Source organism: Streptomyces lienomycini, assembly GCF_027947595.1.
GTDB lineage: Bacteria > Actinomycetota > Actinomycetes > Streptomycetales > Streptomycetaceae > Streptomyces > Streptomyces lienomycini.
Window position 1 is genome coordinate 3613445 of sequence record NZ_CP116257.1, and the last position, 21445, is coordinate 3634889.

The 21445-nt window shown below is 72.9% G+C and carries 9 protein-coding genes; 8 read left to right on the forward strand and 1 reads right to left on the reverse strand.

From position 1 onward, the window contains the following. Positions 1 to 128 precede the first annotated feature (128 nt). The 8 genes from BJ961_RS16385 (at position 129) to BJ961_RS16420 (ending at position 20208) form a co-directional block, all read left to right on the forward strand. Positions 129 to 1484 carry a lysine N(6)-hydroxylase/L-ornithine N(5)-oxygenase family protein gene (locus tag BJ961_RS16385; protein WP_271413570.1) on the forward strand — a complete coding sequence of 452 codons (1356 nt, stop codon included), beginning with the start codon at positions 129 to 131 and terminating at the stop codon, positions 1482 to 1484. 11 nt (positions 1485 to 1495) lie between these two features. Next, positions 1496 to 2560: a FecCD family ABC transporter permease gene (locus BJ961_RS16390; RefSeq protein ID WP_271413571.1), complete on the forward strand. Its 1065-nt coding sequence runs from the start codon at positions 1496 to 1498 to the stop codon at positions 2558 to 2560. Between the two features lie 32 nt (positions 2561 to 2592). Further along, a complete protein-coding gene (locus tag BJ961_RS16395) occupies positions 2593 to 3684 on the forward strand; it encodes a FecCD family ABC transporter permease (protein WP_271417064.1) in 1092 nt (363 codons plus the stop codon). Positions 3685 to 3722: 38 nt separating this feature from the next. Beyond that, entirely contained in the window at positions 3723 to 4586 is an 864-nt protein-coding gene (locus tag BJ961_RS16400; RefSeq protein ID WP_271413572.1) for an ABC transporter ATP-binding protein, read from the forward strand. Positions 4587 to 4673: 87 nt separating this feature from the next. Next, positions 4674 to 5732, forward strand: coding sequence for an iron-siderophore ABC transporter substrate-binding protein (locus BJ961_RS16405; RefSeq protein ID WP_271413573.1), 1059 nt, complete (start codon positions 4674 to 4676; stop codon positions 5730 to 5732). After that, positions 5729 to 7525 carry an ABC transporter ATP-binding protein gene (locus BJ961_RS16410; RefSeq protein WP_271413574.1) on the forward strand — a complete coding sequence of 599 codons (1797 nt, stop codon included), beginning with the start codon at positions 5729 to 5731 and terminating at the stop codon, positions 7523 to 7525. Before BJ961_RS16405 ends, BJ961_RS16410 begins: the two co-directional genes overlap by 4 nt. A 61-nt stretch (positions 7526 to 7586) precedes the next feature. Further along, a complete protein-coding gene (locus BJ961_RS16415) occupies positions 7587 to 18521 on the forward strand; it encodes a non-ribosomal peptide synthetase (RefSeq protein WP_271413575.1) in 10935 nt (3644 codons plus the stop codon). Beyond that, on the forward strand, positions 18508 to 20208 hold the full coding sequence (locus BJ961_RS16420; RefSeq protein WP_271413576.1) for an ABC transporter ATP-binding protein: 1701 nt from the start codon (positions 18508 to 18510) through the stop codon (positions 20206 to 20208). The genes BJ961_RS16415 and BJ961_RS16420 overlap by 14 nt, the downstream gene beginning before the upstream one ends. Positions 20209 to 20270: 62 nt before the next feature. Here the strand turns inward: BJ961_RS16420 and BJ961_RS16425 are convergent, their stop codons facing one another. Then, a complete protein-coding gene (locus tag BJ961_RS16425) occupies positions 20271 to 21362 on the reverse strand; it encodes an alpha/beta hydrolase-fold protein (RefSeq protein ID WP_271413577.1) in 1092 nt (363 codons plus the stop codon). Positions 21363 to 21445: the final 83 nt, after the last annotated feature.

Below are 21445 nucleotides of genomic sequence, written 5' to 3' on the forward strand. Positions count from 1 at the left end.
TTACCTTAGTGCGCAACAGCCGCGCAAGACAGTCAAGTTGGCGGGAATCATCCCACGGTTCACCCTATCGACAGTCGCATTTCATTAGCTTAGGCTCACCTAAGTTTCCGGCGCACGATGGGAGTGACATGTCACAGGTTCTTCCTGCTGACGCACCGCTGGTCCACGACCTCATTGGCATCGGCTTCGGGCCGTCCAATGTCGCCATGGCGATCGCGATCCGCGAACACAACGCACGGCCCGGCGGGCGGGAACCGCTCGACGCCCGCTTCTTCGAGCAGCAACCGCGCTTCGGCTGGCACCGCGGCATGCTGATCGACGACGCGACCATGCAGGTGTCCTTCCTCAAGGACCTGGTGACACTGCGCAATCCGGCCAGTGAGTACAGCTTCCTCTGCTACCTGCAGAGCAAGGGGCGGCTGATCGACTTCATCAACCACAAGAACCTCTTCCCGCTGCGGGTGGAGTTCCACGACTACTTCGAGTGGGCCGCCGCCAAGGTCGACGACATGGTCTCCTACGGCCACGAGGTCGTCGGCGTCGCACCCGTGGTGCGTGACGGAGCGGAGGACCACCTGGAGGTGACGGTCCGCTCGGGGGAGGGGCTCGAGGTCCACCGCACGCGCAACCTCGTCGTCGGCACCGGGCTGCGTCCCCTGGTGCCGGAGGGCGTGGAACGCGGCGAACGGGTCTGGCACAACTCCGAACTGCTCGCCAGGGTCGACGCGTTGGAGGGCACCTCGCCCTCCCGGTTCATCGTCGTCGGCGCCGGGCAGAGCGCCGCGGAGAACGTCGCCTACCTGCATCGCCGCTTCCCCGGGGCCGAGGTCTGCGCGGTCTTCGCACGCTACGGCTACAGTCCGGCCGACGACAGCGCCTTCGCCAACCGGATCTTCGACCCGGCGGCCGTCGACGAGTACTTCACCGCGCCAGGCAGCGTCAAACGCCGGCTGATGGACTACCACGGCAACACCAACTACTCCGTGGTGGACATCGACCTGATCGACGACCTGTACCGCCAGATGTACCGGGAGAAGGTCCTAGGCGCCGAGCGGCTGCGCTTCCTCAACGTGTCCCGGCTCACCGACGTCAAGGAGACGCCGGACCGGGTACGCGCCACCGTCACCTCCCTGGTCACCGGCGAGGAGACACTCCTGGACGCGGACGTCGTGGTCTTCGCGACCGGCTACGGGCAGGCCGACCCCCTCGGTCTGCTCGGTGAGGTCGCGGACCGCTGCCTGCGCGACGACGAGGGCCGGGTGCGCGTCGAGCGCGACTACCGGATCGCGACGGACCCCGGTCTGCGCTGCGGCATCTACCTCCAGGGCGGCACGGAGCACACGCACGGCATCACGTCCTCGCTGCTCTCCAACACCGCCGTCAGGGTCGGCGAGATCCTGGAGTCGCTCCTCGACCGGGGTCTCAAGTCCGCTTCCGACGAGGCCCGTACGGTCGCCGACGGAACCGGCGGCAGCGCGCGTTAGTGTACGACGCCATGACCACGACTGCGGTTGAGCGCCCCGCGTCCGATCCACGGGGCACAACGGATGCCCGTAGGCGCCGTGTTGCCGGCCTGGGCATTCTCGCGGCGCTCCTCGTGATCGCGGCGGCGGCGTCGCTGGCCGTCGGCGCGCGGGCGCTGAGCCCCGCCGAGGTCTGGCACGGGCTGTTCGCCGCGCCCGAGTCCGACCAGCGGCTCACCGAGATCCGCCTCATCGTGCAGACCGTGCGGGTGCCCCGCACGGTGCTCGCGGTCGTGGCCGGAGTCGCCCTGGGCGTCGGCGGGGCGCTGATCCAGGGGTACACCCGCAATCCGATCGCCGACACGGGGCTGCTGGGGGTGAACTCCGGCGCCTCGTTCGCCGTGGTGTCGGGGATCGCCGCCTTCGGGTTCACCAGCCCCTTCCAGTACGTCTGGTTCGGCTTCCTGGGCGCGGCGCTCGCCGGTGTCGTCGTGTTCGGACTCTCCAGCATCGGCCGGGGCGCGGGCAACCCGCTGACGCTGGCGCTGGCCGGTCAGGGCGTCACGGTGTTCCTCGCGGCGATGACCACGGCCGTCGCGCTGACGGACAAGGCATCGCTGAACGCCCTGCGGTTCTGGAACGCGGGCTCGCTGACCGGTGTCGGCTTCGACGTCATCGGGCCCGTGTCCGCCTTCGTCGCCGCCGGACTGCTGCTGGCGCTGACCACGCTGCCCTCCGTCAACCTGCTCAACCTGGGCGACGACGTCGCGCGGGGGCTCGGGGTGAACACCGCGCTGACCCGAACCGTCGGCGTCGTCGCCATCACCCTGCTGGCCGGGGCGGCGACGGCGGCCTGCGGCCCCATCGCGTTCCTCGGGCTCATGGTGGCTCACGTGGCCCGGTACCTGACCGGCCCGGACTACCGCTGGCTGGTCCCGTACGCCGGTCTGCTCGGGGCCGTCGTGCTGCTGGTCTGCGACATCGTGGGGCGCCTGGTCGTGAGGCCGGGGGAGTTGGACGCGGGGGTCGTCGTCTCGCTCCTGGGCGCACCGTTCTTCGCCGTCCTGGTGTGGCGCGGCAAGTTCAAGAACGCGTGAACGGGGCGGACATGAGGGGCGACGGGACGGACATGCAGGTCAACGGGGCGGAACCGGCAACGGACGGGAGAACGGGTGTGCGGGCGTCGGTGGCGCCCGGTGTGCGGTTCGGCGGCGTGTCGTTCGTGTGGCGGCCCTGGATCGCGGGCGTCACGCTGCTGCTGGCCGCGGCGGCCTTCCTGGTCTTCTGTCTGTCCATCGGGGTCGGGGACTTCCCCATCGCCCTGCCCCGGGTCGTCGCCACCGTCTTCGGCGGGGGCGAGCAGGTCGACCAGTTCGTGATCATGGATCTGCGGATGCCGCGCGCCCTCGCCGGGGTGGTCGTGGGCGTCGCGCTGGGGGTCTCCGGCGCCCTCACCCAGTCCATCGCCCGCAATCCGCTGGCCAGTCCGGACGTCCTCGGCATCACCAGCGGTGCCGGGGCGGTCGCGGTGTTCCTGGTGACGGTGTCCGGCGGGGCCGCGACGGCGGTCGTCGACTCGGTGGGCCTGTCTGCGGCGGCGCTCGCCGGGGGCCTCGGCACCGGTCTGCTGGTGTACTTCATGGCGTGGCGCCGGGGGATCGACGGCTTCCGGCTCATCCTCATCGGCATCTCGGTGAACGCCGTGATGCAGGCGGCCACGACGTGGCTGCTGGTCACCGCCGACATCAGGGACGTGGCCCGGGCCCAGGCGTGGCTGGTCGGCTCGCTGGACAACCGGTCGTGGGAGGAGGTCCACGTCGCCCTGTGGTGCACGCTGGTCCTGCTGGTCGTCGTGGCCTGCGTCGCCTTCCAGTTCAAGCCGCTGCACTTCGGCGACGAGGTCGCCGCCGGCCTCGGTGTCCGGTACGGGGCGGTGCGCGCGGTCCTGCTGCTGTGCGCGGTGCTGCTGGCCGGCGTCGCGGTGAGCGCGGCGGGCCCGGTGCCGTTCGTCGCCCTGGTGGCACCGCAGGTGGCGATGCGGCTGCCGAGGTGCCCGACGCCGCCACTGGTGGCCTCCGGCCTGGTGGGGGCTCTGCTGCTGACCGGCTCGGACCTGGTCGCGCGCACCGCGCTGCCCGTCTCGCTGCCGGTCGGCGTGGTCACCGCGGCGATCGGCGGCCCCTTCCTCGTCTATCTGCTGGTGCGGGCGAACCGCAGATAGCTGGTACAAAGTAAGGCGAGCCTAATCGAGGGGGTCACGTGGTCGTTCAGTCCATCACCGCGACCGGCACGGGAGTTGACGGAGCCTCACGGCTGGCGGCCCGGGGGATCACCGTCGGGTACGGAGCCCGGTCCGTCATCGACGGTCTCGACGTCACGATCCCGCCCGGGGTGATCACCACCGTCATCGGACCGAACGGCTGCGGCAAGTCGACCCTGCTGCGCACCCTGTCCCGGCTGCTCAGGCCCACCGGCGGCACGGTCGTGCTGGACGGCGAGGACATCGCCGCGCTCCGGACCCGGGACGTGGCGAAGAAGCTCGGCCTGCTGCCCCAGGCGCCGGTGGCACCGGAGGGGCTGACGGTGTCCGACCTGGTCGCCAGGGGCCGCCACCCGCACCAGAGCTGGCTGCGGCAGTGGTCGTCGGACGACGCCGACGTCGTACGGCACGCACTGGCCATGACCGGTGTGGCGGACCTCGCGGACCGTGCGGTCGACTCGCTGTCCGGCGGACAGCGCCAGCGCGTGTGGATCTCGATGGCCCTGGCGCAGGGCACCGACCTGCTCCTGCTGGACGAGCCGACCACCTACCTGGACCTGGCCCACGCGATCGACGTGCTCGACCTGGTCGACGACCTGCACGAGTCCGGGCGCACCGTGGTCATGGTGCTGCACGACCTCAACCTGGCCACGCGCTACAGCGACAACCTCGTCGTCATGAGGGAGGGGGTGATCCTGGCGCAGGGGCACCCGCGCGACGTGATCACCGCCGACCTGCTGCACGAGGCCTTCGGGCTGCGCGCCAAGGTAATCGACGACCCGGTGGGGGACCGCCCGCTCATCGTGCCGATCGGACGCACTCACAGCGAACTCGGCGGATCAGTCCCGGAGTTGTCTCAGTGAGGGTAGGCTAACCTCACTCGGCCGCGATAAGGTTTGCTGCCCTCAGACGGGGCGCAGTGGACGGCGCGACAGCAAAGGGATCTCCGGATGCTCCTCAGAACGACGCGTATGAAGCCCTGGCGACGACTGGCGGCGGCCCTGTCCGCGGCCGCGCTCGGCGTCGGACTCCTCGCGGGGTGCGGTTCCGACTCGGACGAACCGGCGGACAAGGCCGGCGGCGACGCCCCGGCCGCTGCCGGAGCCTTCCCGGTCACCGTGGAGCACGCGTTCGGTACGACGGAGATCGACAAGGCGCCCGAACGGGTCGTCTCCGTCGGCTACACCGACGACCAGACGATCCTCGCCTTCGGCATCAAGCCCGTCGGCATGGTCGACCAGTACCCGAACCCGGCGGGACAGAGCCCCGACATCAACACCCAGTGGCCCTGGGTGAAGGACAAGTGGGGTGACACCGAGCCCGAGGTCATCATGAAGAACGGGGACACGGGCCCCAACTACGAGAAGATCGCCGCGCTGCGCCCCGACCTGATCATCGCGGTCTACTCCGAGATCGACCGGGCCGCCTACGACAAGCTCTCCAGGATCGCGCCCACGGTGGGCCGCACCAAGGGCGAGAAGGAGCCCTTCAGCGCTCCGTGGCAGGACAACGCGCTGCACATCGCCAAGGCGCTCGGCAGGGCCGAGGACGGGAAGAAGATGGTGGCCGGCATCCAGGGCAAGCTGGACGCCGCCAAGCAGGCCCATCCCGAGTTCGCGGACCAGAGGGCGGTCGTCCTGTCCTGGTACAAGGACTCGGTGGCCCCCTTCACCTCCACCGACGTGCGCGGACGGCTCGTGACCGGCATCGGCTTCACGTACCAGACCGAGATCGACAAGGTCGCCGGCGGCGACTTCTACACCACGCTCTCGCCCGAGCGCGTCGACCTGGTCGACGTGGACCGCGTCTTCGTCATCAACGACAAGGCGGACCAGGAGGCGCTGAAGAAGTTCGCACTGTTCACCAACCTGGACGCCGCCAAGAACGGCAAGGTGTCCTACCTGCTGGACAGCGAGGGCCCGGCGGTCGGCGCGGCCATCTCCCAGGGCACCCTGCTGTCCATGCCGTACGCCGTCGACGAACTCGTCAAGGCGGCCGGGCAGGGGTGAGCGCCACCGACACCCGCGCCGCCCCGGCCGCCCTGCGTACGGCGACGGGCCGCGAGGCCGGCCGATGGGTCGCGGAACACTGCCGCGACGTCCCCTGGCTGACGGCGGCCACGGTGCTCACCACGGTGGCCGGAGCGGCGCTCCAGGTGCTGCCGGTGCTGCTGCTGGGCCGGGTGGTCGACGCGGTGGCGGGAGGCCGGTCGCAGTCGATCCTGGTCACGATCGGGGCCCTGATGGTCGCCGCCGCGCTGCTCGGCGCGGCGGCGACCGCGGTGTCGACCTACCTGATCGGACGGCTGGGCGCCGACCTGCTCGCCCGGCTGCGGGAGGGCGCCGTCCACGCGGTGCTGGGCATGCCCAGCGCACGCGTCGAGCAGGTCGGCCGCGGGGACGTGCTGTCCCGGGTCGGTGACGACGTCGCCGTGATCTCCAAGGGCATCCGCACGGCCGTGCCCACGGTGTTCTCGGCGGGCGTCCTCGTCGCCATCGCCACGGCCGGCATGTTCGGCCTCGACTGGCGGCTCGGTCTGGCGGGCGCCGGGGCGCTGCCCGCGTACGCGCTGGCCCTGCGCTGGTACCTGCCGAGGTCCGCGCCGCTGTACCGGAAGCAACGGGTGGCCCAGGCCGACCGCGCGCAGGCCCTGATCAGCGGGCTGAACGGCATCGACACGGTCCGGGCCTACCGCCTCGAGGACGCCTTCCGCGAGCGGGTCACCCGTGAGTCGTGGCGGGTGCGCGACCTCGGCATCGAGGTGTTCCGGTTCTTCGGACGGTTCGTCGGCAGGGAGAACCGCGCCGAGTTCATCGGTCTGTCCCTCATCCTCCTGGTGGGGTACGCCCTGCTGGAGGCGGACGCGGCCACCCTGGGCGAGGTGTCGGCGGCGCCCCTGCTCTTCCACCGGCTCTTCACCCCGCTGGGCGCCATCATGTTCACCTTCGACGAGGCGCAGAAGTCGGGCGCGAGCCTCACCCGCCTGGTCGGCGTGCTGGGCGAGGACACCGAGGCCCGGCTGGTCGGCGACGACTCCGTCGCGTCGGCGGCGGCGGGGGCGTACCCGGTACGGGTGCGGGGCCTGACGTTCACCTACCCGGGCGCCGAGGAGCCGGTCCTCAGGGACGTGGACCTGACGATCCCGGCGGGCGGCTCGCTCGCCCTGGTGGGAGCGACGGGCGCGGGCAAGACGACCCTGGCCGCCCTGGTCGCGGGCATCGGTACCCCCGACTCGGGAACGGTGTGCGTCGGGCCGACCGACCTGGCCGGACTGGACGAGGCCGGGGCGCGGGCCCTGGTGAGCCTGCTGACCCAGGAGACACACGTGTTCTCCGGGCCGCTCGCCGACGACCTCCGGCTGGCCGCGCCGGGGGCGACCGACGCCGAACTCCTGGACGCCCTGCGCACCGTGGGCGCCGGCCAGTGGGTCGACGCCCTGCCCGACGGACTGGACACCCCGGTCGGGGAGGGCGGTGAGCGCCTCGACGTGACCAAGGTGGCCCAACTCGCCCTGGCCCGGCTGGTGCTCGGCCGGGCGCCGGTGGTGGTGCTGGACGAGTCGACCGCCGAGGCGGGCAGCGAGGGGGCCGCCGAGCTGGAGCGGGCCGTGCTGGCCGCCTGCGCGGGCCGCACCACGCTGTTCGTGGCCCACCGCCTGACCCAGGCGACGGCGGCGGACCGGATCGCCGTCCTGGACGCCGGACGAGTCGTCGAGGAGGGCACGCACGACGAGTTGGTGGCTCTGGGCGGCCGCTACGCCCGGCTGTGGCGGGCCTGGCGCGAGGGCGGCCGGGCGGGGTAGTTAGGTATGCCTAAGTTAGGTTAGCCTGCGTTGATTCCTTGGAAGGGGCGTTGAGTCTTCGATGATGGAACCGACCGCTTCTCTCGTACGGCTTTCTCCCGGCCACCCGACCGACATACGCAGGCGGACCGGCTGCGACCTCCCCGACCGGACCATCGCCGAGGCGTGCGCCATCGCACTGTCCTACTGGGCCTCGGGCCACGGACCCGCCGGCCTCGACCTCACCCCGAGCACCCTGTTCACCGATGTCCTCGGCTGGGCAGGCAACGGCGGCACGGCACCCGGCGGTTGGGACGTCGGAGCGGACGGCCGGACCATCGCCGTCCCGGCCGGCGTCGTACCGAGGGACGCGCAGCTCGCGCTCGACGACCTGGCCCGCTTCCCGGACCGGCCGCTCGGCACCGTCGGCCCGTCCGGCCCGGCCGAGCGGCTGGAGCAACTCGCCGGGTGGAACGACACCGACGCCGACCGGGTCCGCCCGACCCTGGTGGAGATGTTCCGCGCTCAGGTGCGCGCCCGGCCGGACGCCGTGGCCGTCGTCGACGAGCACCGGACACTGACCTACCGCCAGACGGCGGACCTCTCCGCCCAGCTGGCCCATCACCTGATCGAACGCGGGCTCACCGCCGAACAGGTCGTCGGCATCTCCCTGGACCGCTCCGCGGAGATGGTGATCGGGCTGCTCGGCGTGCTCCAGGCGGGCGGCGCGTTCGCCCCGCTCGACCCGCACTGGCCCGCCGAGCGCCGAGCCGTCGTCATCGAGGACGCCGGGATCGTCGTCCAGCTCAACCACTCGGGCGAGCCCGCCCCGGACGAACCGGAAGCCGTGGCCGTGGACCTCGGCGACTGGCGGCTGGGCACCCACCCCACCGAGGGCACCGGCGTCACCGCCCCCGGCGACGCCCTGGCCTACGTGATCTTCACCTCCGGGTCGACCGGGCGGCCCAAGGGCGCCATGATCCGGCACGAGGCGATCAGCGAACGCCTGCTGTGGCAGATCCACGAGATCCTGGGCTTCGGCCACGACGACGCGTCCCTGTTCAAGGCGCCCCTGTCCTTCGACATCTCCATCAACGAGATCTTCCTGCCCCTCGTCAGCGGCGGCCGGCTCGTGATCCTGCGGCCCGGCGGCGAACGCGACCCGCACCACCTGCTGGGCGTGATCGCCGAACAGCGCGTCACCTTCACGTACCTGGTCTCCTCCATGCTGGACGTGCTGCTGGAGATGGCGGGCGACTCCGGACGCCTCGACAGCCTCCGGCACGTCTGGTGCGGCGGCGAGGTGCTCACGCCGGAGCTGTACGAGCGCTTCCGCACCCGGCTCGACATCCCCCTGTACCACGGCTACGGTCCCGCCGAGACGACGATCGGTGTCTCGCACGTCGTCTACCGGGGAGCGGCGGAGCGCCTGTCGACGTCGATCGGCCGGGCCAACCCCAACACCCGGCTCTACGTCCTGGACGACGAACTGCGCCCCGTCCCGGTCGGCGTCGGCGGCGAACTGTACGCGGGCGGACTGCTGCTGGGCCGGGGGTACGTGAACGCCCCGGGCCTGACCGCCTCCCGGTTCGTGGCCAACCCCTTCGCCGACGACGGCTCCCGCCTGTACCGGACCGGCGACCTCGCACGCTTCGCCCCCGACGGCACGCTCGACTTCCTCGGCCGCGCGGACAACCAGATCAAGATCCGCGGCATGCGCCTGGAGATCGAGGACGTCGAGGCCGGTCTCGCGGAGCACCCCGGCGTCCGCCACACCTGCGTCGTCGCCAGGAAGAACGCGGCGGGCGGCACCTACCTCGTCGGATACGTGATCCCGGCCGCCGGGCACCAGGACCTGCGCGCGGACGCGGTCAGGACCTGGGCCGACGAGCACATGGTCGCGTACATGGTGCCCACGCACGTCGTCGTCATGACCCGGTTCCCGCTCACCGCGAACGGCAAGCTCGACCGGAACGCGCTGCCCGAGCCCGATCTCGGCACGGCCCAGGTCACCCCGCCCACCACCGACGACGAGCGCGCCGTGTGCACGGCCGTCGCGACGCTCCTCCAACGGGACCGGGTCGGCGTCGACCAGGACTTCTTCCGGCTCGGCGGGGACAGCATCCTGGCGATCTCCCTGCTGAGCGCGCTGCGCGACGCCGGGCTCCACGTCACGGCACGGCAGATCTTCACCCACAGCACGCTGGGCGCGCTGGCCGCGGTGGCGAGCCACGAGGACACCGCGACCGCGGACCACCGCGACGTCCCGACCGGCACCGTCGTGGGGTCGCCCGTCGTGCAGTGGCTCGGCGAGACCACGGACGCGATCGACGGCTTCGTCCAGTCGGTCGTGCTGCGCACCCCCGCCGGCCTGACGGCCGACGCACTCGACGCCGTCCTCGCCGCCGTCGTCCGCCGGCACGCCATGCTGCGGGCCAGGCTGGTACGCGGCGAGCGATGGAGCTTCGACATTCCGGAGGCGGACCCGGCCGCGACGTCGGCCGCGGCACTCTGGCAGGAGGACGACCGGCCGATCGACGCGTGCGTCGCCCTCGCCACCGCGGGACTCGACCCGGCCGGCGGGGCCATGCTGCGCGCCGTCTGGCGCCGCGCGGCACGGCAACTGGTCGTCGTCGTCCACCACGTGGTGATCGACGGCGTGTCCTGGCGGGTGCTGACGGAGGACCTGGCCACGGCATGGCGGCTGTTAACCTCGGGCGCACCGGTCGAACTCCCCGTCGTCGGCACGTCGTTCAGACGCTGGACCCAGCTCCTCGAACGCGCGGCGTTCGACGCGGACAGCACCTGTTTCCGGCGCCCGCTGCCGGGCCCGGACCAGCCGCTGGGCAGACGCGCCCCCTCCGAGGCCGACACCGTCGCCCACGAGCGGACACGGACCGTCGCGGTCGACGCCCGGACCACGGCCGCACTGCTCGGCGAAACACCCGCCAGGTTCCACGCGGGAGTCAACGACGTACTCGTGACGGCCCTCGCCGTCACCCTCGCCCGATGGCGCCGCGCCCTCGGCCAGGACCAGACCTTCGCCCACCTCGAACTCGAGGGCCACGGACGCGAGCCCGGCTTCGTCGCGCCGTCCGCCGGGTTCGAGCCCGAACTCGCCCGGACCGTCGGCTGGTTCACCACCCTCTTCCCGGCCACCGTCGACCCCGGTCCGGCCCCCGACCCCACCGCACCCGACTACCTCGCCGCCGCCCTCAAGGCGGTCAAGGAAGACCTCGCACGCGTACCGCACAACGGCGTCTCCTACGGCGCCCTGCGCCATCTGGCCCACACGGCCTTCGACACCCCCGCACCCCAGGTGCTCTTCAACTACCTGGGCCGCTTCGCCGCGGGCTCGCCGGAGGACTGGCAACTCGCACGGACGACAGGCCAGTTGGGTGAGAGGCGCGACCCGCGCATGCGCCTGCCCCGCGCCCTGGAGTTCAACGCGATCGCCGAACCCGGCCCCACCGGCGCATACGAGCTGGCCACCGTCATCTCCTGGCCCGACGGCATGTTCACCGACGAGGACATCACGACCCTCGGCACCTACTACCGCGAAGCCCTCACCGGCCTCGCCGCGCTCGAACAGGGCGGCCACTCGCCCAGCGACTTCCGCCCGCTGCGGCTCACCCAGGCGGACGTCGACGCCCTCGACGGCCCGGCGCTGCGGGACATCCTTCCGCTGACCCCGCTGCAGGAGGGCCTGTACTTCCACTCGGTCTACGACGACGCCGCCACCGGCAGCTACGTCGAGCAGCAACTGCTGACACTGGAGGGCGAGGTGGACCCCGACCGGCTCGCGACGGCGGCCACCCGCCTGCTCACCCTCCACCCGAACCTGGCCGCACGCTTCGTGGCCCTGGCCGACGGCCGTGTGGTCTGCGTACTGGAGAGCGGGGTCGAGGCGCCCTTCACCACACTGGACCGCCCCGGCATCACCGACGACGAGATCCGCGCCCACGCCGAGCACGACCGCCGCACCGGATTCGACCTGTCCGTCGGCCCGCTGACCCGGTACACCCTCATCCGCACCGGAGCCGGCCGGCACGTCCTGGTGCAGACGGTGCACCACATCATCGCCGACGGCTGGTCGGTGCCGCCCATGCTGCGGACCCTGCTGGCCGAGTACCACGCGCCCGGGTCCGGCCACGCCCTCGGCGGGTTCCCCGACCACGCCCGCCGGCTCGCCGGCCGCGACGACGAGGAGGGCGAGCGGGTGTGGCGGGAGCAGTTGGCCGGACTGCCCGGCCCCACCCTGGTCGCCGAGGGGCACACCCCCTCCGACCGGTTCGCGGACACCGCCGTGACGCCCGGGACCGACGTCGACGCCGCCGCCCGGTCGGCCGGCGTACCGCTGAGCGTGGCCGTCCACAGCGCCTGGGCCCTCACCCTGGGCGGCCTGCTGCACCGCGACGACGTCGTGTTCGGTTCCACGGTGTCCGGACGCGACGTCGACGTGCCCGGCATCGAGGACATGGTGGGCCTGTTCATCAACACCGTTCCCCTGCGTGCCCGGTGGGCCGCCACCACGACCGGGGGCGAGCTGCTCGCCTCCCTGCGGGCACACCAGAGCGCGGTACTGCCGCACCAGCACCTCTCGCTCGCCGGGATCGCCCGCCGGGCCGGCGCCGGCGCCCTCTTCGACACCCTGGTGGTGTTCGACGTGGCGACCGACACGGACGACCTGCGGCGACCCGGCGACACCCTCGTCATCACCGGCATCGCCAACGAGGGCGCCCCGCACTACCCGCTGACCCTGGTGGTGGAACGCACACCCGACGGCCGCCCGCGCTTCAACCTCATCCACGACACCGAGCTGCTCCGGGAGACCGGCGCCCGGGAGATCCTCGGCATGTTCACCCGGAACCTCACCGGCCTGCTCACCCGCCCGGACACCCCGGTCGGCGACCTGGCGTCCGAGGCGGCCGGGGAGATCGAGCCGATCGGCCCGGCGACCCTGGGCGAACTGTTCGACACCGCGGCACACCGCCACCCCGGCGCCACCGCCGTCACCCAGTGCGCCCTCGACGGGAGCACCCGCTCGCTGACCTACCGCGAACTGGACCTGGCGAAGAACGAGTTGGCCGCCGTCCTGCGCGCGGCCGGTGTCGGACCCGGCAGGCGCGTCGCCGTGGCGGTGCCGCGCTCCGTCGAGCAGGTCGTCGCCCTGGTCGCCGTCGTCGCGGCGGGCGGGGCCTACGTACCGCTGGACCTGGCGTACCCGGACGAGCGCCTGGAGTACGTCCTCGCCGACTCCGCGCCGCAGGTCGTCCTCGTGGGACCGGAGCAGCGCGACCGGTTCACGCGGCTGCTCGACCGGGCCGGCGTGGTGGCCCGCGTACTCGTCCCGGGCGACGAGCCGCCCCCCAGCGCGGCGGAGCCCGCGACCGGCCCCGAACGGCACGACCCCGCGTACGTCATCTACACCTCCGGATCGACCGGCCGGCCCAAGGGCGTCGTCGTCCCGCACTCCAGCGTGGTGACGCTCCTCGCCCGTACCCGGCCGGCCATGGCCTTCGGACCGGACGACGTGTGGGTCCAGTTCCACTCCTACTCCTTCGACTTCGCCGTCTGGGAACTGTGGGGCGCGCTCGCGCACGGCGGCGAGCTGCTGGTGCCGGAGTACGCGCTGACCCGTTCCCCGGTCGACTTCCACCGCCTGGTTCGGGAGCGCGGGGTGACCGTGCTCAACCAGACCCCGTCGGCCTTCTACCGGTTCGCCGAGGCCGACCGGCACGCGGGCCGGCCGCTGCCCGCACTGCGCCGCGTCGTCTTCGGCGGCGAGGCGCTCGACCTCGGGCGGCTGCACGACTGGGTCGGGCGGCACGGCACCGACTCGCCCGAGCTGGTCAACATGTACGGCATCACCGAGACCACCGTCCACGTCACCCACCGGGTACTGACCGGCGCCGACTTCACACCCGGCGCCGCCACCGCCAGCCCGATCGGCGGTCCGCTCCCCGGCCTCGTCACCCACCTGCTCGACGACCGGCTCCGTCCGGTGCCGCCGGGCCGGGTCGGCGCCATCTACGTCGCCGGCGACCAGGTGTCGCTCGGCTACCTGGGCAGGCCGGGACTCACCGCGGGCCGGTTCGTGGCGGACCCGTTCCGGGCGGACGGCTCCCGCATGTACCACACCGGCGACCTCGCCCGCCGCACCCTCGGCGGCGAGCTGGAGTTCACCGGCCGCGCCGACGACCAGGTGCAGCTCAAGGGATTCCGCGTCGAGTTGGGCGAGGTGGAGTCCGCGATCCGCGCCGTCGACGGCGTGTCCGACGTCGCCGTCACCGTGGCGGACAGCGAGGACCACCTGATCGCGCACGTCGTGGGCCGGGCGCCCGCGGACCTCACCGCCCTCCTGTCGGCGAAGCTGCCCGCCCACATGGTGCCCGGCCGGGTGGTGCCCGTGGACGCCCTGCCGCTGACGGTCAACGGCAAACTGGACCGCGCGGCGCTGACCGCGCGCGCGGCGTCGACACCCGCGCGGGACACGGCGGACGGCCTGAACGACTCCGTACTCGCCGCACTCGTCGGCATCTTCGCCGAGGCCCTGCCCGGTGCGCGGCCGGACGCCGACACCGACTTCTTCGGCGCCGGAGGCGACAGCATCGTCGCCATCACCGTGATCAACCGGGCCAGGGCGCTCGGCCTGCCGATCACGCCCCGCGACGTGTTCCTGCTCCGGACACCCCGCGCGCTCGCCGAACACCTGCCGACGCGCACGGCGGGGCCCGAGGCGCCGCCCGCACCCGCCCGCCACGACGACGGCCCGCTGCCGCCCACCCCGATCATCCTGCGGCAGCGGAGACTGGGCGCATCCCTCGCCCGGTTCGCCCAGGCCAGGACGCTGGCGGCACCCGAGGGCACGGGATTCGCCGACGCGGAGCGCGCCGCGCGCGCCGTCGTCGCCGCACATCCGGCGCTGCGGCTGCGGCTGCGCGTCGACCACGGGACGTGGTCGCTGCGCACCGAAGCGGTCCGCGAGGTGACGGTCGCCCGCCGGGCCGGAACCGACGCCGCGGGCGCGGCCGACGCGGCGGCCGACCGGCTCGATCCCGAGACCGGCGACGTCATCGCCTTCACCTGGCTGGAGACGAGCCGGACCCTCGTCGTCACCGCCCACCACCTCGCCGTCGACGCCGTGTCCTGGCTGATCCTGCTGGACGACCTGGCCGGCGCGATGCGCGGTGCGGCGGTGGCACCGCCGACCACGTCCTACGCCGAGTACGCGGAGGCACTCACCCGCCGGTCCACCCACGCGACCGACGACCTGGCCCACTGGATCACCACGCTCGGCGCCCCCGCACCGCTGCCCACCGCCGGGAACCCGCGCGACACGACGGTCGTACTCGCCCCCGAGGTGAGCGACCTGCTGACCCGCACCGCGCCCGCCGCACTGGGCCTGGGCCTCACCGAGCTGCTGTGCGGCGCACTGCGCGTCGCGCTGACCCGCGTCCAGCCGACGGCCACCGACCTGGCGATCGACCTGGAACGGCACGGCAGGGTCCCGGCCCTCGACCACCACGACTACACCCGTACGGTCGGCTGGTTCACCTCCGTCGCGCCCGTCCGGCTCACCCCGCACACCGACCCCGTCGCCGCGGCCCGCGAGGTCGCCGAACGCCAGCCGGACGAGCGCGCGCACATCGCCTACGGCGGGCTCAGGTACCTCAACCCGCAGACCGCCCCGCTGCTCGACGCCGCCCACCCGCAGGTGCTGTTCAACTACCTGGGCCGGGGCGCCGAGTCCGAGGCACCGCGCCTCACCGGCGGCGACCCGGGCGGCCCGTACGCCGTCGAGGTCAACGCGTGGACCGACGCGGCCACCGGCAGCCTGCACGCGGCCTTCACCCTCACCGAGGGGATCCCCGACGAGATCACCGGGCACTGGCACCGCGCCCTCGAACAGATCGTGCGGGCCGCCGCGACGGCCGAGCGCACGGCACCCGTCACCCCCCTCCAGCGGGGCCTGTTCTTCCAGGCCCAACTGACGGGCCCGGCCGGGCACTACGTGGCCCAGAGCTACTTCACCTTCGAACAGCGCCTGGACACCGACGCGCTGGCCGAAGCGATGGCTTACGTGATCGCACGGCACCCGGTGGTGGGAGCGGGCTTCGCCACCGACGACGAGGGAAACCCCGTCCAGGTCCTCGCCCCGGGCCGGCGCGTCGACGTCCGCACGGTCGAGGCGGCGACGGACACGGAGGTCGACGCGCTGCGGCTGCGCGACCGGGAGCGGGGATTCGACCCCGGTGAGCCGCCGCTGATCCGGCTGACCGTGGTGCGACGGCCCGGCGACCTCGACGGACTCCTGCTGAGCTACCACCTGCTGCTGTGGGACGGCTGGTCGCGGGAGATCGTGCTGCGCGACCTGTTCGACGCCTACCGGACCGCCCGCGAGGGAGCGCCCCTCCACCCGGTGCCCGCCACGCCGGGCTTCGAGGACCACGCCAGGTCCCTCGCCGCCAGGGACACCGCCGCGTCGGAACGCTTCTGGGTGCGGCACCTGGCCGGCCTGCCCGGCCCGACCCTGCTGGCCGGACCGGCGCCCGCCCTGCCCGACGACCTGCCGAGCGCACTCGTGCACACGCTGACCTCCGAACGGTCCAACGCGCTCAGGGACGCGGCCAAAGCGCACGGCGTCACCCTGAACACCGTGCTGACCGGCGCGTTCGGCCTCCTCCTCGGTGCCCGCACCGGACGCGCCGACGCCGTGTTCGGAGTCACCGTCTCCGGCCGGGAGGGCGAGGGACTGGCCGGCATCGTCGGCGTACTGCTCAACACCGTGCCCCTGTGGACGCGGGCACGGCCGCACGACAGCGTCCGCGGCTACCTGACGGCCGTACAGGCGGACCGGGTCGAGGCCATGGAGCACGAGCACCTCGGGCTCGGCGAGATCCAGCGGGCCGGCGGCCACGACACCCTGTTCGACAACCTGTTCGTCCTGCAGAACTTCCTGGACCTGGACGCCTTCGCCGAGATGAACGCCCGGCACGGCATCACTTCGGTGCGGGCCGACGACTCCACCCACTACCCCTTCACCTGGGTCGTCACCCCCGGCGACCGGCTCACCGTCAAACTGGAGTACCGGGACCACGACACCCCCGCGGCCCGGCGCCTCCTCGACGACTACGTACGGGTACTCGACGACCTGGCCGCGCGCACCGGAGCCACCGGGCCGATCGGATCCCTCCCGGGCCTGGAGCCCGCACCCGGGACGACCCCGCGCACCGACATCGGCACGGACACCGTCGTCGACCGCTTCGACCGGGCGGCGGACCGCGAGCCGGGCCGCACGGCCCTCGTCGCCCACGGCTCGACCCTGACCTTCGCCGAACTGCGCGACCGCAGCCGGGCGGTGGCGGGAGTACTCGTCCGGCGCGGCATCGGCCCGGAGACGACGGTGGGACTCGCGATCCCGCGCTCCCTCGACTCGATCACCGCCCTCTTCGCCGTACTGCGCACCGGTGCCGCGTACGTGCCGCTGGAGCTGGACCACCCGGACGAGCGGATCGCGACGATCGTCGCGGACGCCCGCCCGGAGGCCGTGCTCACGGTGAGCACGGTGGCGCACCGGCTGCCCGCCGGCGCCGACCTGATCGAGCTGGACCGGCCGCTGCCCGAGGCCGAGCCGTTCGCGACGTTCGCTCCGGACGACCCGAACCGGCTGCGGCACCCCGCGTACACCATCTACACCTCCGGCTCGACCGGGCGTCCCAAGGGCGTCGTGACCGAGTACGCCGGACTCACCAACATGCTGGTCAACCACCAGCGCCGGATCTTCGAACCGGTCCTGGCGGAGCACGGCCACCGCACCTTCCGCGTCGCCCACACCGTGTCGTTCGCGTTCGACATGTCGTGGGAGGAACTGCTGTGGCTCGCCGACGGCCACGAGGTGCACGTCTGCGACGAGGAACTGCGCCGCGACGCCCCCCGGTTGGTGGACTACTGCCTGGAGCACGGGATCGACGTCGTCAACGTCACCCCGACCTACGCCCAGCAACTGGTCGCCGAGGGGCTGCTCGACGACCCGGCCCGCCGCCCCGCACTGGTGCTGCTCGGCGGCGAGGCCGTCACCCCGGCCCTGTGGCGGCGGCTCGCCGAGACCGAGGGCACCGTCGGCTACAACCTGTACGGACCCACCGAGTACACCATCAACACCCTCGGCGTCGGCACCTTCGAGTGCCCCGACCCGGCGGTGGGGGTCGCGATCGACAACACGGACGTGTACGTGCTGGACCCGTGGCTGCGGCCGCTGCCCGACGGCGTCCCCGGCGAGCTGTACGTCGCGGGGATCGGCATCGCTCGCGGCTACCTCGGGCAACCCGCCCAGACCGCGCACCGCTTCGTCGCCTGCCCGTTCGGCGCACCCGGCGAGCGCATGTACCGCACCGGGGACCTGGTGGTGCGGCGGCCCGACGGGAACCTGATGTATCTGGGCCGCACCGACCAGCAGGTCAAGATCCGCGGCCACCGGGTCGAACTCGGCGAGGTCGAGGCCGCTTTCGCCGCGCACCCGGCGGTGCGCCTCGCCGCCGCCGTCGCCCAGCCCGACCCGCAGGTCGACGGTGCCCACCGGCTGGCCGCCTACCTGGTGCTGGACGGCGCCGACCTGGCCGCCGTCGCCGCCGAAGCGGGCGCCGGGCTGCCGGACTTCCTGCGCCCGACCCACTACGCCCGGGTCGACCGCATCCCGCTGACCGTGAACGGGAAGGCCGACACCAAGGCCCTCCCGGAGGCCAAGCCGCTGGGCGCGCTGACCACGGCGGGGGAGCGCGGACCGCAGACGGAGACCGAGACGACGGTGTGCGAACTCTTCGCCGAGGCACTGGACCTGGACGACGACGAGGTGAGCGCGGTGAGCGACTTCGTGGCCCTCGGCGGACACTCCATGCTGGCGGTGCGGCTGACCGGCCTGCTCCGCCGCGAGTACGGTCCTGTGATCACCATCCGTGATCTGTTCACCCTGCGAACCCCGGAAGCGATTGCCCGCCACCTCGATGACGAATCCTGACACCCAGCGGCCCCGCGCGGGGTCCGACATCCTCCGCACCGCCCTTCGGCGCAACGTCGGCGCGATGGCCTGGGGGACCGTCCTCATGGGCCTCTACCAGGCCGGTGAGACCGCCTTCCCCATCGCGCTCGGCCTGATCGTCGAACACACCATGCGCCACCGGAGCCTCGACGCGCTCGGCCTCTCCCTCGCGGCGCTGGCCGTGATCATCACGACCGTGTCGCTGTCCTGGCGGTTCGGGATGCGGATCCTGCAGAAGGCCAACACGACCGAGGCGCACCGCTGGCGGGTCCGGGTCGCCGACCGCGCACTGCGGCCGGTGGCCTCGGACGTCGACCTGAAGTCCGGCGAGGTGCTGACCATCGCCACCGAGGACGCCGACCAGACCGCCGACATCATCGAGGTGGTGCCGCTGCTGATCAGCTCGCTGGTGGCGGTGGTGATCGCGGCGGTCGCGCTGGGCCTGGCCGACATCAGGCTCGGGCTGCTGGTCATCGTGGGAACCGTCGCGATCCTGTCCGTGCTGAGCGTGATGTCCAGGCGCATCGGCTCCAGCACCCGCGAGCAGCAGGCCCGGGTGGCGCGGGCGGGCGCCAAGGTCGCCGACCTCATCATCGGCCTGCGCCCGCTGCACGGCTTCGGCGGCAACCACGCGGCGTTCCGCTCCTACCGCGAGGTCAGCACGGACGCCAGGCGCCAGTCCGTCACCGTCGCCCGGGTCAACGGCGTCTACGCGGGCACGGCGCTGGCCCTCAACGCGGTGCTCGCCGCCGCGGTGACCCTCACGGCGGGCTGGCTGGCCTTCCGGGGCCGGATCACCATCGGCGAGCTGGTCATGGCCGTGGGCCTCGCGCAGTTCATCATGGAACCGCTGAAGCTGTTCTCGGAGATGCCGAAGTACGTGATGATCGCGCGGGCCTCGGCCGAGCGGATGGCCCTGCTCCTGACCGCGCCGCCGGTGACGACACCGGGACGGGAGCGGCCGTCCGACGGCGCCGACCTGGAGGTCGACTGCGTCCGCCACGGGGAACTGCGCAAGGTGCGGTTCCGGGTGGCCGCGGGCGAGTTCGTGGCCGTCGCCGCCTACCAGCCGCGTGCGGCGGCCGACCTCGCGGCGATCCTCGCCCTGACCGTCCCGCCCGACGCGTACGAGGGGACGGTGCGGGTCGGCGGACGGGACCTCGCGGACCTGGCGGTCGAGGGCGTCCGCGCGCACCTGCTGGTCAACCCGTACGACGGCGAGATCTTCGCGGGCACCCTCCGTTCCAACATCGACCCGTCCGGCACCAGCGGCAGCGTCCCCGAAGCGGTCGAGGCGTCGATGCTGACCGACGTCGTCGCCCTGCACCGGGAAGGACTCGACTACGCCGTCCGCGACCGCGGCGCCAACCTCTCCGGGGGCCAGCGCCAACGGCTGTCCCTGGCCCGCGCCCTGGCCGCCGACACCGACGTCCTCGTGCTGCGCGACCCGACGACCGCCGTCGACGCCGTCACCGAGCAGCTCATCGCACGGGGCGTCGCCGAGCTGCGCCGGGGCCGCACCACCCTGGTGATCACCAGCAGCCCCGCGCTCCTGGACGCCGCCGACCGTGTCCTCGTCCTGGACGAAGGAGTCGTCACCGCCGAGGACACGCACCGCAACCTCCTCGCCACCGACGCGGAGTACTGCCTGGCGGTGACCCGGTGACCCGGTGACCGGGTGCGATCAGGGTCACCGGGCGGACCGCTCGGGGCGTGGCGGGGCGGGGCCTATGCGAGGGCCCAGGCCACGTCCCGGAGCAGTGCCTGCCGCCACCCCGCCCGGTCGTGGTCCGACGCGGACCTGGAGACCCGCACGGTCGCACCGGCCTGTTCGACCAGGGTCTCCACCAGGGCGCAGTGGGGGAGCATCCGGGTCTCGTGTTCCCCCACGTCGAACGCGATCCGCAGGCCGGACAGATCCGGACGCGCGCGCAGGCGTGCCGCGAGGGCACCGCCGACCGGGCCACCCAGCGGGTCCGCGGGGTCCGCGGCGTCGGGCGTCCACCACAGTGAGGCCGACTGGCAGGCGACGCGCGACACCCACTCGGGGAACTCCAGCGCCGCGTACAGCGCGCTCAGACCGCCGAGGCTCTGTCCCGCGACCACCAGCCGGTCCGGTTCGGCGCGTACCCCGCTCCGGGCCACCAGCGGCAGCAACTCGTCGCGCACCGCCTCCCACAGCGCGGGCCGGCACGTGAACTCCGCCTCCCGGTCCCTGGTGGGGAGGAACACGAGAGTGACCGCGGGCGCCTCGCCGCTCGCGAAGGCGGAGTCGAAGGCGGCCGTCGCCGGATGCAGGTACAGCCAGTCGTCCCCGTCGAGCAGCAGGACCACCGGCCCGCCCCCGCCCACCGGATGGACCCGCACGGTGCGCCGCCCGCCGAGCCGCTCGCTCGTCCAGCGCAGCCGGGTACGGGGCAGGGGCAGGACGTCGGCGGCGTCGACCGGGGGCCAGTGCGGCTGGGCGGGGGCGTCCGGGGTGGCGGCGATGGACAGGTCGCCGCCCGCGCCGACGGGGTTGAGGGGGTCGGCGTACGCCGTGTCGCCCACGAGGAACCGGTACGTCACCCGCAGGCGTGCCGGCATGCTCACCTCGGCGTACCAGCAGTCCGTGTCGCCCCACCGCCGCATCGGCACCGGTGCCGACCAGCTCTCGAAGACGATGTTCGCCGCACGCGCTCCGCGCCGCAGGAACAGGGTCGTCCACCCGTCGCCGTCGGGCAGCGGCACGGGCGACGTCGCGGCGGCCCAGAAGGCGTCGGTGCCGGGCTCTCCGGTCAGTCCGAACGCGGCGAACGTGTCCGCCCCCGCCCGCCTCATGAACGGCTCCTTGTGGAGCGGAAATCCGGAAGGCTAAGCTCATCGCACATTAGGCGAGCCTAACCTAATCCATCGGGAGGTAT